The organism is Neorhizobium huautlense (genome assembly GCF_002968575.1).
Lineage (GTDB): Bacteria > Pseudomonadota > Alphaproteobacteria > Rhizobiales > Rhizobiaceae > Neorhizobium > Neorhizobium huautlense.
The window spans coordinates 54,345-67,182 of record NZ_PVBM01000012.1; the positions used below are offsets into that span (position 1 = coordinate 54,345).

A 12,838-nucleotide genomic window follows, 5' to 3' on the forward strand; every position below is an offset into this window, starting at 1 on the left:
CATGGACGCGGAACGCACGAGGGAGCCCGATTTCGGCGTTCCCGCCCGCCTATGGAGACCTGTGGCTGCTGCGCTTGCCGCAGCCGTCACCCTATCGGCGATGGCGTGGTCTCTGGACGTGCCCCGGATGATGGGCGTCTCCTATTATCCGCAGCAGTTCCTCGCCGTCATCCTGGCGTTGACCCTGCCCCTCGCATTCATGCTCTATCGGCCTGATCGCGAGAAACGGACAGATCAGGCGTTGCCCTGGTATGACGTCGCCGGCGCGATCCTCAGCCTCACAGCCTGCGCCTATATCGCCATCAACTATGCTACGGTGGTGAATTTCGTATTCACCCGTCCGGTCGAGGCTTGGCTGCCAGGTATTATCCTGCTCGTGCTGCTTCTCGAGGGTTTGCGGCGATCCACGGGCTGGGTTCTCGTCGTCATCATGATCGTATTCCTGCTCTATGCGATGTTCGGAAACATCGTTCCCGGGCGATTGGCAGGCCGTCCGCAGGACTGGCAGAAGCTTGCAGGCTACATGGCCTACGATGTCAATGGCGTTTTCGGATTGTCCCTCTCCGTCGGCGCCACGATCGTGGTGGCCTTTATATTCTTCGGCGCGCTCTTGGGGGCAACCGGCGGCGCAAAATTCTTCACGGATGCTGCGCTCCTCTCAATGGGGCGCTATCGCGGCGGCTCGATGAAGATCGCCGTCGTGGCGTCGGGCCTGTTCGGCTCGATCTCCGGCTCCGCTGTCGCCAATGTCGTAGCAACGGGCGTTGTCACTATCCCCATGATCAAACGTGACAAATATCCCGCGTACAAGGCTGGCGCCATCGAGGCGGTGGCTTCAACCGGCGGACAGCTGATGCCGCCCGTCATGGGCGCTGCTGCCTTCCTGATGGCCGAATTCCTGCAGGTACCTTATGCAGACGTGGCGCTCGCGGCTCTTGTCCCGGCCCTGCTCTACTATGGCGCATTGTTCATCCAGGCCGACCTCGAAGCGGCCAAACTAGGTATCAAAAGCGCTCCGGAGGATCAGATCCCTAGCCGCCGTACGATCATGGGCGGCCTCCACTTCCTGATCGCCTTCGGATTGCTGATCTATGCGCTCTTTGGAATGAACTGGCTCCCAGAACGCGCTGCCTTCCTTGCCTGCGCCAGTGTCGTGGCGACAGCCGCCGTCTTCGGTTACGACGGCATGCGTGCATCCGTCCGCCAACTCCTCGACACAATCGTGGAAACAGGGGAATCCGTCGTCGAGATCATCGTCATCTCGGCCGCCGCCGGTATTGTTATCGGCGTGATGAATATCACGGGCCTAAGTTTCAATCTCACCTACGCTCTCGTGCAGCTCGGCGGCGGCAGCGCGATCGTCCTGCTTTTGATGTCCGCCATCGTCTGCATAATCCTCGGCATGGGCCTACCAACGCTGGCCGTTTACGTACTGCTGGCTTCGCTGGTTGCACCCGCGCTGGTCGAGGTCGGCTTGCATCCGATGGCGGCCCACCTCTTCGTTCTATACTTCGGCATGATGTCGATGATCACGCCGCCGATTGCGCTTGCTTCCTTCGCCGCAGCCAGCATCGCCAAAGCGGATCCGATCAAGACTGGGCTTGCCTCGTGCAAGTTCGGCTGGATCGCTTTCGTGATCCCGTTCATGTTCGCCTACTCCCCCAGCTTGCTGCTGATTGGAGAGACTGGCGAGGTGGCGTGGGCGGTCCTTACCGCGACGTTCGGCATGTGGCTGGTGTCGGCAGCACTCGCCGGTTACTTCGCGAGCCGCTTATCTACGTTGATGCGGATCGTTTTCGCCGTCTCTGGCATCCTTTCGCTCATCCCCGCAGGCGCATTCCCGGGAGCGATCTACACCGATGCCGTGGGACTTGTGGTAGGGATACCCGCGATGATATTCGCCTATGTCACCGGGAGAAAAGTGGTGGAGCATGCAATAACTTGACGACAAAGGCGATCAATAGTCTCGAACGTCTGCAGGCCGTTCTGGAGGTCTTCAGCGAAGATCGCCTCGAATGGACGCCGGAAGAAATGATGGAGGTGTTGGGCTATAGCCGCCCCACCCTCTATCGCTATCTCAAGATCCTGAAATCGGCGGGGCTTCTCACCTCAATGCCGAACACGGGTTTCACGCTCGGGCCGAAGATCGTTGAACTGGACTATCTCCTGAGGAAGTCCGACACACTGATCTTGAATGGCGCCCCACATCTCGAGAATCTCACTTCGCGATACAGCTGTACCGCATTGGTCGTGCGTTGGTACGGCGAAAAGATCCTTTGTGTCGATTCGCGCAGTTCGGTGAAGAACCCCGTCAGTTCCTATCCCCGCGGCCGTCCGATGCCCTTGAGCCGCGGCGCGATCGGGCGCTCGATCATGGCCTTTCTTCCCAAGCGGCATCTCGTGCCGCTGATCGAAAGGGCAATAGCGGACATGAAGGCAGTCGGCCTAGGAAGCACTATAGAAGAAGTACTGGAAAGCCTGAAACGGGTAAAAAAGGCAGGGTTTGCGGTTGCCTATGGCGAGGTGACGCCAGGCGTAGTCGGAATAGCCGCCCCCGTCTTCGATGCAGGCCGGAGCCCGATTGCAAGCGTTTGCGTCACCATTTCCGGCAGCCTCGTCAACGGCACGACGATTGACGAGATCGGGCAGCACGTTCGCCGTTCAGGCAGCGAGATCAGCGCTGCACTGGCATCCCACCGACATCAGGCTACCACGCAATAAATCTCATATAGAGAGAAAATGTGTTGACTTGACTTTCCCGCCCCAGCATCTTGGGGGCCAAGGGAGGAGGAGCTGTGTCGACGTCGCAACGGCAGGCTCCCCATTTGGAAAAGGATCTGGCGAGTATGCCCGCCGGCGCCTGCAGGACGGCTAGGAGGAGGTCTCCCATGAAGAAGATCGACATTTTCAATCACATCTGGCCGAAGCCCTTCTTCGACGCGCTGATCGACCATATCGGCGCGATGACGGACATCACCATGCGTTCCGGCGCCGTGCCTATGATGACGGAGCTCGACCGGCGTTTTGAGGTGATGGATATGTTCGGAGAGGACTACCAGCAGGTCCTGTCGCTCGCCTCACCTCCGCTAGAAAAGCTCGCCGGGCCGGAAAAGGCGCTCGATCTCAGCCGGATCGGCTCGGATTCCATGGCCGAACTCTGCCTGAAATACCCGGAACGCTTTCCCGCCTTCATCGGCACCGCAGCACTCAGCAATCCTGACACGGCCGTGGCTGAGGCCAAGCGCGCGATCGAGGAACTCGGTGCCGTTGGCATGCAGATCTTCACCAATGTCGGCGGCAAGCCGCTGGACCTGCCGGAATTCGGGCCATTCTTCGAGTATATGGCCTCCGCCGGCAAACCGGTCTGGTTGCACCCTGCGCGCGGCGAAAACTTTCCCGATTATCTCAGCGAAAAACGCTCCGAGTACGAGATCTGGTGGACCTTCGGCTGGCCCTACGAGACCTCTGCGGCAATGGCGCGCCTGGTCTTCTCCGGCCTCTTCGACAAATATCCGGGCCTCAAGGTCATCACCCATCACGCCGGCGGCATGATCCCCTTCTTCGAAGGTCGGGTCGGCCCCGGCTGGGACCAGATGGGCAAGCGCACGACGGATCGCGATCTCGCTGCGGTCCGCCGCTCGCTCAAGCGGCCGCACCTTGAATATTTCAAGGACTTCTACGCCGATACGGCAAGCTTCGGATCCCGCATGGCGATCAAGCACGCGATCGAGTTCTTTGGCGAGGACCACGTACTCTTTGCGTCCGATGCCCCCTTCGATCCCGAGGGCGGTCCGATGTACATCCGCGAGACGATCCGCATCCTGGAGGAACTGGACGTCTCGGACGAGGTGCGGCGCAAGCTCTTCCAGGACAATGCCGTCGCGTTGCTCGGCCTCAACATCTGATGGAGTTCACGATGCTGGCGGAACTTGGGAGAGCCGACAACTACATCAATGGCGAATGGATCGCCGACGGCGGAACTGCCGAAAGCACCAACCCGGCCGACGGCAGCGTTCTCGGCCATTACGTGCCGGGCACCAGGGCTCTCGCCGATCAGGCCGTGGCCGTTGCGCGCCAGACCTTTGACCAGACCGACTGGGCCTCCTCCCCTCGCCTGCGCGCGGCGGTGCTGTTCGAATTCGCCGACCGGCTGGAAGCCGCGCGCGACGAGATCGCCGACCTCATCGTCGCCGAAAACGGCAAGCTGAGGCGCGAAGCGCTCGGGGAAACGATCGGCGCGATCTCGGAGGCCCGCTATTACGGCGGCCTTGCGCGCACCATCCTTGGCCGCACGATCGAAACCGCGCCGGGCAATTTCTCGATGATGAACCGCGAAGCCGCCGGCGTCGCAGCAATCATTGTCCCCTGGAACGCCCCGGTTACGCTTCTGGTCCGCTCGCTTGGTCCGGCACTCGCAGCCGGCTGCACGACCGTTATCAAGCCCGCACCACAGACACCACTCATTCACCAGCGCGTCATGCAATGCCTTCACGACTGCCCCTCCCTGCCGAAGGGCGTGGTCAATTCGGTAAACGAGAACGGCACCGAAGTAGGCGAAGCGCTGGTTGCTTCCGACGACGTAGACGTCATCAGCTTCACTGGCTCGAGCGCCACGGGCAAGCGCATCATGGCTGGCGCGGCGCCCACCTTGAAGCGTCTGTCGCTTGAACTGGGCGGAAAAGCTCCGGCTGTGGTCTTCGATGACGCCGATCTCGATCAGGCCGTGCGCGAGCTGACGAGCGGTTCGCTGATGATGGCGGGGCAGATCTGCGTCGCTGCCGCGCGTTTTCTCGTGCACAAATCGATCGAGCAGGAGTTCACCGCAAGGATGAAGGCCGCCTTTTCCGCCGTTCGCACCGGGCCGGGAGCCGATCCGCAGAGCCAGATGGGATCGCTGATAGATCTGCCTAACCAGAAGCGTGTTGCCTCCATCATCGAGCAAGCGGCGGACGAGGGAGAGCTTGTCCTGCGCGGCGAGCCGCTCGGCCAAGGCGCCTTCATGACGCCCAGTCTCTTCCGCATCGATAACCTTCAATCGGAACTGGTGCAGGAAGAGTTGTTCGGCCCGATCGTGTCAATCGAGGGCTTCGAGGACGAAAAGGAGGCAGTCGCGAAGGCCAATGCCACCCGTTACGGTCTGGCAGCCAGCCTCTTCACCCGCGACCTCAACCGCGCGACCCGCGTTTCCCGTGCCATTCGTGCCGGCACAGTCTGGCTCAACTGCCACGGCCGGCTTTTTGCCGAAGGCGAAACCGGCGGTTATCGCCATTCCGGTCTCGGGCGGCTCCATGGACCGGAAGGCCTCAACGACTTTCTCGAGACCAAGCACGTCTACCTCGAAGCCGGCACCGTCTGATTGCGGCAATTCCTGGAGCGACAGGTATTTGGAAATGCGGAAGAAAATGGCAGACGTTGTCATTGTCGGTGGCGGTCCGGTTGGTACGGGCCTGGCAATCGAGCTCGGTCAGCGGGGCATCCACACCATCCTGGTCGAACGATACCCCTCTCCCCAACAGGTGCCCAAGGGTCAGAACCTGACGCAGCGGACGATGGAACACTTCCACTTCTGGGGGGCGGAGAAACAGTTGCGCGCCGCCCGCACCGTGCCAAAGGAATATGGGATCGGCGGCCTCACCGCCTATGGTTCATTGCTCGGCGATTATCACTACGATTGGCTCCAGCGCGAACTGGTTCGCCCCTACTATTTCACCGAGAACGAACGCCTGCCGCAGTACCGCACCGAGGAGGTCCTGCGCGAACGGGTGCGGGAGCTGCCTGCGGTGGAGCTCTTCTATGGCTGGACCGGCAGGGACGTGAGGCAGGACGAGGACGGGGTGACGGTCACGATCGCCAGCCGTGACGGAAGCGAACAGCGCAGTCTCAGCGCCGCCTATGCCGTGGGCTGCGACGGCAGTCGATCCGTTATCCGCGAAAAGGCAGGCATCACCCAGACCAAATCCGACCACGACCGGCTGATGGTACTCCTGGTCTTCCGCTCGACCGGGCTTCACGAACTCCTGAAGCGTTTTCCAGGCAAGTCCTTCTACAATGTCCTGCATCCGGACCTGAAGGGCTATTGGCAGTTCTTCGGCCGCGTGGACCTCGGCAAAACCTGGTTCTTTCACGCGCCGGTACCGCCTGGAACCACAAAGGACAACTTCGATTTCGCCGGCTATCTCCACCATGCCGTCGGAGCGGAATTCGACATAGAATTCGAGCATGTTGGTTTTTGGGATCTGCGGATCGCGACCGCCGACAGCTATCGCAATGGCCGGATCTTTATCGCGGGTGACGCGGCCCATAGCCACCCGCCCTATGGTGGCTACGGGATCAATACCGGTTTCGAGGATGCCCGAAATCTCGGCTGGAAGCTTGCAGCCACGCTAGAGGGCTGGGGTGGAGAACGCCTGCTCGACAGCTATGATATGGAACGCCGGCCGGTCTTCATATCCACTGCCCGCGATTTTATCGGGAAGGCGATCGAGAGCGACAGGGCCTTCCTGGAGGCATTCGACCCTGCCCGCGACCGTCCGGCATTCGAGGCGGAATGGCAGGCACGGGGATCCGGGGCGCGTGCGGAAGTGAATGCTTTCGAGCCCAACTACCGGGGCTCTCCTGTCATCTGGGGAGATTTCGAGGGCATGCCGAATGCCATCGGTGGCCACGAACTGCGCGCCAAAGCCGGACATCACCTGCCTCCTCAGATGCTGTCCTCAGGCCGCAATGTCTACGAAGAACTCGGCCCCGGTTTCACGCTGCTCGCATTCAAAGCCAGTCCTGCTCTTTTAGATGATTTCAGGATTGGCGCGGAACGCCTGGATCTACCACTCAAGATCGTCGCAGATGACAGCGATGAGGCCAGATCCGCTTACAAAGCGCGTTATGTGCTTGTTCGACCCGATCAATTTGTCGCCTGGGCCGAGGAAGATGAGACATCTTCTGCACTATCAATTCTTCTTCGTTGCCAAGGTCGATCAGAAACATACGATATGACCCGGCATTTGAAGAGAAGCGAAGCGGACGCTCTCAAGACGCTCAATCCAAACGCCTGACTGGCGACGATTTCGCGAAGAGCAACGCAGAAAGCTCGCCAAGGTTTGGACTTGCAAGCCGGACGCTCTGCACCTAAATTTGCCAAATGCTTGATCATTTGTCCCGGCCGCCGTCGCCTTCACACATTCCGATGGATGCACTAAGCGAAGTGCTGCAAGACTTTCGCTTGAGTGGGGTGAATTATGGGCGCTGCGAACTCCGGCATCCATGGAGCATCGCCTTTACGCAACAGCAGCTGCTTCGTTTTCACTTTGTCAGCCAGGGTCCATGCTGGATCCATACCGAAGCCCAGGGATGGCAGGAGTTGAATGAAGGCGATCTGGTGCTGCTGCCGCAAGGCATCGCCCATCGATTGGCCAGCGCGCCGGATGTTGTAGGCGACTCGCTCAAAGGGTGCCAGGTAACAAAACTCGGAGATAATGTCTGCGAAGTAGTGCGTGAAGGAACGGGTGCGACCAGCACCCTCTTCTGCGGCTCCATGACTTTGGGCGCTTATGCGCTTAATCCTTTGATCGCTTTGATGCCGCCAATCATCAAGGGCTGTGATGTGGCTGGCAATGACCCGATCGTTGGTCCCCTGCTTGCAGCTATGACGGCGGAAGCTGCACAGCCTCAAATGGGCAGCGCCACCGTCTTGTCACGTATGGCGGACCTGCTCGTTGCGCGGCTTATCCGCTGCTGGGTCAATTGCAGCGGAGCCTCGACTACCGGCTGGCTCGCCGCCATCCGCGATCCTCATATCGGCCGCGTTCTGGTAGCGATGCACCGAGACCCCGGCCATGACTGGACTCTCGAAAGTCTCGCTGGCGTGGCAGGCCAATCGCGATCCGTCTTTGCTGAACGCTTCAGCGCTGTCTTAGGGGAAGGCGCGGCGCGTTATCTGGCGCGTCTGCGCATGCAGCTCGCCCGCGAATTGTTGGGGCAAAACGGCCTGTCGGTTGCCGAGGTTGCCTCCCGTCTGGGCTATGAATCCGAGGCTTCCTTCGCTCGTGCGTTCAAGCGCCTCACGAGCGTCTCACCAGGCCTTGTGCGCCGCACAAATTCCGGACGAATTGATATGGATTTCGGATTTTAAGCTACATATCATCCTAAAGGCTTCGGTTATGAAATTTCCCTTGAGCTAAAGGGATATCTCAATGACGGACACAATTTCACAGCTTGAATCCACCACGATGGACCTTGATGCCGCCGAGCCAGTCGCATGGAGCGGGGCCACCTGGTTCGCCGTTCTTTCGATGGCGGCTACCAGCTTTGCTCTGGTATCGGCCGAATTCCTGCCGGCGGGTCTGTTGACGCCCATGGCGCGCGATCTCGGCATTACCGAGGGAACGGCCGGACAGGTCGTCACCGCCACGGCTTCCGTCGGCGCGGTGACGGCGCTCCTGAGCAATGTTCTCATAGGCAAATTGAACCGCAAGACGGTGCTGGTCGGCCTCAGTGCGCTGGCGATCGGTTCCAATATTCTTGCCGCGCTGGCGACCGATTTCTGGCTGTTGTTGTTGGGCCGGGCCGGGTTGGGCATCGCGCTTAGCGGCTTTTGGGCGCTTTCGGTCGCCGTCGTGGCGAGACTGGTGGGCGCCAATGCGACGGGTCGGGGCATGGCCATCGTCACCCTCGGCGTCTCGCTCGCCACCATAGCTGCACCATCAATGGGCGCCTTGATCAGCGATTGGCTGGGCTGGCGTAGCGCCATGGCGATGACAGCGGGGCTTGCCGCGCTGGCCATGCTGCTGCAGGTACTCAGCCTGCCAACGCTGCCTGCAAATACAAGCAACAGTCTCGCCGATGTTTTCCGGCTGACACGGCGGCGTGGCGTTCAATTGGGAATGCTGGCCATCCTTTTGCTGATGACGGGGCATTTTGCCGGCTCGGTTTATGTGCGTCCCTTCCTCGAACAAGTGACGCTCCTTGAAACCGGCCCGATTGCCTTGGCACTGCTCGGGTTTGGCATTGCCGCTGTGATCGGTAACGTTGCCGGTGGCCGGCTGGCAGACGCCAATATCCACATGGCACTCGCCGTCACCGCCGTGTTGATGGCATTTGCCGCACTCGCATTGGTGCTTTGGGGTGCGAATATTGGCGTTGCCTTCAGCTTCGTCACGCTCTGGGGCTTCGCCTTCGGCATGGCGCCGGTGGTACTGCCGACCAATCTTTCCCGCGAGGCACCCGACGCCCTGGAGGCAGCGGGCAGCCTGATGGTCGTCTCTTTCCAGGTCGCCATCAGTATCGGCGCGGTTTTCGGTGGTTATGTTGTGGACCACTATGGCGCCATGGGGCCGTTGGTCCTTACCGCCGCCCTGGCCGCATCGACGGTCGCCTTGGCGCTGCTGCAGCCCCGCAGCTGATCTTTGCTTGCGGGTTGCGTAACCAGGCGGGCGGTGCGTTCTCCACATGGCGGAAGCATCGCCCAAACCCCAAGGCATCAAGCCGGTACAGCCATTGTTGCCTGCATGTCCTGCTGCGGCCATCGCTGCAGCGCCTCCCGCCCAGCGTCGGTCAGGCCGTAGACGCCTCTATCGAGCCGTTCAAACCAGCCGTAGACATTCGAAAGCAGGATCTTTCCGGCATCCGGTACGCCGGATCTGATTTCGCGCACACGCAGCGGCCCCGATGCCAACGCTGCGGCACAACCGAGCGCCTGCTGGCGGTACGCGGTCATGAGGGGCGTACGCGTGCTCCCGCCTACTGCCGGGTCGCCGCGCCGCCTCTGGTGTTCGCGCATCAGCTTCGAACGCCGTTTCGGATTGGTGCGCGGCATTGGCGATATGGAGCCGACGATAACGCTGACGTCACCGGCATCGGAAATGCCGAGCATGCCGATTCCGAGCCTGCGGCAGAGATCGCGGTAGCGCTTGTCCGCCTCGCGACCTTTGCCCTTGGCCGATACTCGCGCCGCGATCCAGACCTCGTCAGCAACAGCTGCGCGATCGACGGCTTGCAGTATGAGCTCCAGGTTGAAGCTCAATTTTAACTCGCAGATCACCACAACAGCCGGATCACTGTCGCTCAAGCCGACGAGATCGCAGCCGCCAACCTCGCCCTTGACGACGTAACCTGCCTGTTCGAGAAAGCCTTTGACGGGCAGATAAAGCGAAGTTTCCATATGCCTGCGGGATTAAGCGGAGGTTCACTCCATACCTACATCGATTTGTCCCTCCAGGACACCGCTTCAATGGCGGCAACATCGTTGTTTCGAGACGTGGTCTCGTTATTCTGCTTGCGCACGTTAAATACGCTGCACATCAAGGGTGGCGAGGGATAACATGCGTGTTGCGATCCATACTTACGGCACGCGCGGCGACGTCCAGCCATTTGTCGCCTTTGCTCTAGCATTGCGGTCAGCCGGACACGATGTCCAGCTTGCCGGACCCGTTCAATATGCTTCGCTCGCCAAAGATCGGGAGATTGCATATGTGGCCCTGCCAGGAGACCTGGTGGCACTTATCGACACGCCCGAGGGGAAAGCAGCGATTGAAGGGGGCGAGGGTTTTGCAGCGGGTCTCAGACTGCTCAAAAATATCCGCCCATTGATCGAAGGTCTTCTTCTTGCAGAATGGGAAGCGGCTCGGGATTTCCGTCCGGATGCTATCGTCTACCATCCGAAGTCGCTGGCCGCGCTTCATATAGCAGAACAGCTTGGCTCGATCCCAATCCTCGCTGCGCCGTTGCCCGTCCTGACGCCTACGTCAGCCTTTCCCAGCCCCATTCTTCCTTTCCGCTCTCTGGGCCCATTAAACAGGCTCAGCCACAGGGCCGTCGCATGGGGCAGCCAGCGTCTGTTCGCCAGAACGGTTTCAGAGTGGCGCCACCAGCATCTGAGTTTGCCCCCGGACAGTCCGCAAACACTCCGCCCAAAGGCAACCCTATACTCATATAGTCGCCACATAATTCCCATTCCCGCCGACTGGGACAAAGATGTTCATGTAACCGGTCCCTGGTTCCTCGAAAGACCAGACTGGGCGATGCCGTCCACGCTGCAGGATTTTATCGCTGGTGGGAGCGCGCCGGTCTATGTGGGGTTCGGCAGCATGCCGGCAATGTCGTCTGAAACGCTGACCGAAGCAATCGTCGGAGCTCTTCGCCTGACCGGCCGGCGCGGCCTTCTGTTGAGCGGAGGGGGCGCGATCTCCCCTTCGTTGCAGGATCCTGACCTCTATGTCCTCCAAGATGCACCGCACGATCGCATTCTACCGTTCGCGCATTCGGCTCTGCATCACGGTGGCGCCGGAACGACTATGGCATCAGCGAAGGCAGGCATCCCCTGCGCCATATGTCCGTTCTTCGGCGATCAGCCATTCTGGGCGCGCCGGATGTACGATCTCGGCGTCTCTCCGCCCCCGTTGTCAAGGAAGCGCATCACGACAGAGGCAATAGCCGGCGCAATCGACGCGATGGACGCCCCTTCGCTTCGCGATCGCGCCGCCTCGCTGGGCGAGCAGGTCAGGCAGGAGGAAGGGCTGAAGTCGGCGGTTGCGCTGCTGGAGCGATACTGCCTTTGACGCCTATGGGACGGAGATCTGGCTCGGCTTGCCAGACCTGGTTGGGCGGCGTGTTTCGCCGGCCTGATCGGCGCCTGCTCATGCCGCGCCGCATAAGGCCACCTCCATAGGCAAGGTGATCTATGCTCAGCGCCTGCCTGCAAGACAGTTACCTGCGAGATCACTACGAACCTGCGCCAACCCGATCAACGATACGCGTGGCAGTGTTTTGTGTTACCTGAAGGCGCCGGCCGGTCGCTGCGTCGAAAAGGTGAATGTCTGTTGCATTGACATCAAGGAATATCGTCTCGCCAGGGCGCAGCGCGACGCGCTCGCGCAGCAGCACGGTTAGATCTTGCTCTTCCACCCGGACGATGACCTGCGTCTCCGATCCGGTTAGTTCAACCACGGCGACGCGCGCGGGAAGGCCCCCTTGCCCCACGATGGAAAGCTTTTCCGGCCGGACGCCGTAGATCAGTTCGCGATCTCCGCAGAGCGGCGGGCGCTCCGCTGGCAGCGGTAGCGGGACGCCGTCCGTCGTGCGAAACGTCCTGGGATCGTCGGCTTGTACGCGGCCTTTGATCAGGTTCATGGCGGGCATGCCGATGAAGCCAGCAACGAAGGTGGTGGCGGGATTGTCGTAAATGTCGAGCGGCGTGCCGACCTGCTCGACAATCCCGTCGCGCATGACGACGATACGGTCCGCCATCGTCATCGCCTCCGTCTGATCGTGAGTAACATAGACCGTCGTGATCTTCAGTCGCTGGTGCAGTTCCTTGATTTCCGCCCGCATCGCGACCCTGAGTTTTGCGTCGAGATTGGAGAGCGGCTCGTCGAACAGGAAGACCTTGGGGTCACGCACGATGGCGCGGCCCATGGCGACACGCTGGCGCTGACCGCCGGAGAGATGGCGCGGATGGCGGTCGAGATAAGACTCAAGCGCCAGGACCTTTGCCGCATTGTCGACCCTCCGCGCGATCTCATCCTTGGCCACGCCACGCAGCTTCAGCGAAAAGCCCATGTTTTCCGCGACGGTGAGATGGGGATAGAGAGCATAATTCTGGAACACCATAGCAATGTCGCGGTCCTTGGATCTGAGGCCGTTGACCACGGCTCCCCCGATCAAGAGCCGACCGTCGCTGATCGATTCCAGCCCGGCTATCATCCTGAGCAGGGTGGACTTTCCGCAGCCGGATGGGCCGACCAGAACGATGAATTCGCCATCCTCGATGGCCACGTCGACGCCGTGGATGACGGGAAGGCTGCCGTAGCTCTTCCTGATATTCTGCAATCCTATCGAAGCCATG

At 60.6% G+C, this 12,838-nt stretch carries 10 protein-coding genes; 8 read left to right on the forward strand and 2 right to left on the reverse strand.

Annotation, left to right across the window (positions count from 1 at the left end):
- Position 1 precedes the first annotated feature (1 nt).
- The 7 genes from C5L12_RS14885 (at position 2) to C5L12_RS14915 (ending at position 9,398) form a co-directional block, all read left to right on the forward strand.
- On the forward strand, positions 2-1,945 hold the full coding sequence (locus C5L12_RS14885; RefSeq protein ID WP_105372831.1) for a TRAP transporter permease: 1,944 nt from the start codon (positions 2-4) through the stop codon (positions 1,943-1,945).
- A complete protein-coding gene (locus C5L12_RS14890) occupies positions 1,942-2,721 on the forward strand; it encodes an IclR family transcriptional regulator (RefSeq protein WP_105372832.1) in 780 nt (259 codons plus the stop codon). Before C5L12_RS14885 ends, C5L12_RS14890 begins: the two co-directional genes overlap by 4 nt.
- A gap of 167 nt (positions 2,722-2,888) precedes the next feature.
- A complete protein-coding gene (locus tag C5L12_RS14895; RefSeq protein ID WP_105372833.1) occupies positions 2,889-3,905 on the forward strand; it encodes an amidohydrolase family protein in 1,017 nt (338 codons plus the stop codon).
- An 11-nt stretch (positions 3,906-3,916) separates the two neighbouring features.
- Positions 3,917-5,356 carry an aldehyde dehydrogenase family protein gene (locus C5L12_RS14900; RefSeq protein WP_105372922.1) on the forward strand — a complete coding sequence of 480 codons (1,440 nt, stop codon included), beginning with the start codon at positions 3,917-3,919 and terminating at the stop codon, positions 5,354-5,356.
- A gap of 46 nt (positions 5,357-5,402) precedes the next feature.
- Complete coding sequence (locus C5L12_RS14905) at positions 5,403-7,052, forward strand: FAD-dependent monooxygenase (RefSeq protein WP_245422913.1); 1,650 nt, start codon at positions 5,403-5,405, stop codon at positions 7,050-7,052.
- Between the two features lie 86 nt (positions 7,053-7,138).
- Complete coding sequence (locus C5L12_RS14910; RefSeq protein WP_105372835.1) at positions 7,139-8,128, forward strand: AraC family transcriptional regulator; 990 nt, start codon at positions 7,139-7,141, stop codon at positions 8,126-8,128.
- Positions 8,129-8,189: 61 nt separating this feature from the next.
- Entirely contained in the window at positions 8,190-9,398 is a 1,209-nt protein-coding gene (locus C5L12_RS14915) for an MFS transporter (RefSeq protein WP_105372836.1), read from the forward strand.
- Positions 9,399-9,475: 77 nt separating this feature from the next.
- Here the strand turns inward: C5L12_RS14915 and C5L12_RS14920 are convergent, their stop codons facing one another.
- Positions 9,476-10,156 carry a DUF2161 domain-containing phosphodiesterase gene (locus tag C5L12_RS14920; protein ID WP_105372837.1) on the reverse strand — a complete coding sequence of 227 codons (681 nt, stop codon included), beginning with the start codon at positions 10,154-10,156 and terminating at the stop codon, positions 9,476-9,478.
- Between the two features lie 160 nt (positions 10,157-10,316).
- Between C5L12_RS14920 and C5L12_RS14925 the strand changes: the two genes are divergently transcribed.
- Positions 10,317-11,552 carry a glycosyltransferase gene (locus C5L12_RS14925; protein ID WP_105372838.1) on the forward strand — a complete coding sequence of 412 codons (1,236 nt, stop codon included), beginning with the start codon at positions 10,317-10,319 and terminating at the stop codon, positions 11,550-11,552.
- Between the two features lie 163 nt (positions 11,553-11,715).
- Here the strand turns inward: C5L12_RS14925 and C5L12_RS14930 are convergent, their stop codons facing one another.
- Positions 11,716-12,837: an ABC transporter ATP-binding protein gene (locus tag C5L12_RS14930; RefSeq protein WP_105372839.1), complete on the reverse strand. Its 1,122-nt coding sequence runs from the start codon at positions 12,835-12,837 to the stop codon at positions 11,716-11,718.
- Position 12,838 lies beyond the last annotated feature (1 nt).

Excerpts from the sequence above, each read along its gene's own strand:
- C5L12_RS14925 (WP_105372838.1), top strand. The coding sequence starts at position 10,317 with ATGCGTGTTGCGATCCATACTTACGGCACGCGCGGCGACGTCCAGCCA.
- C5L12_RS14910 (WP_105372835.1), top strand. The coding sequence starts at position 7,139 with ATGCTTGATCATTTGTCCCGGCCGCCGTCGCCTTCACACATTCCGATG.
- C5L12_RS14900 (WP_105372922.1), top strand. The coding sequence starts at position 3,917 with ATGCTGGCGGAACTTGGGAGAGCCGACAACTACATCAATGGCGAATGG.
- C5L12_RS14895 (WP_105372833.1), top strand. The coding sequence starts at position 2,889 with ATGAAGAAGATCGACATTTTCAATCACATCTGGCCGAAGCCCTTCTTC.
- C5L12_RS14905 (WP_245422913.1), top strand. The coding sequence starts at position 5,403 with ATGGCAGACGTTGTCATTGTCGGTGGCGGTCCGGTTGGTACGGGCCTG.
- C5L12_RS14915 (WP_105372836.1), top strand. The coding sequence starts at position 8,190 with ATGACGGACACAATTTCACAGCTTGAATCCACCACGATGGACCTTGAT.
- C5L12_RS14930 (WP_105372839.1), bottom strand. The coding sequence starts at position 12,837 with ATGGCTTCGATAGGATTGCAGAATATCAGGAAGAGCTACGGCAGCCTT.
- C5L12_RS14920 (WP_105372837.1), bottom strand. The coding sequence starts at position 10,156 with ATGGAAACTTCGCTTTATCTGCCCGTCAAAGGCTTTCTCGAACAGGCA.
- C5L12_RS14885 (WP_105372831.1), top strand. The coding sequence starts at position 2 with ATGGACGCGGAACGCACGAGGGAGCCCGATTTCGGCGTTCCCGCCCGC.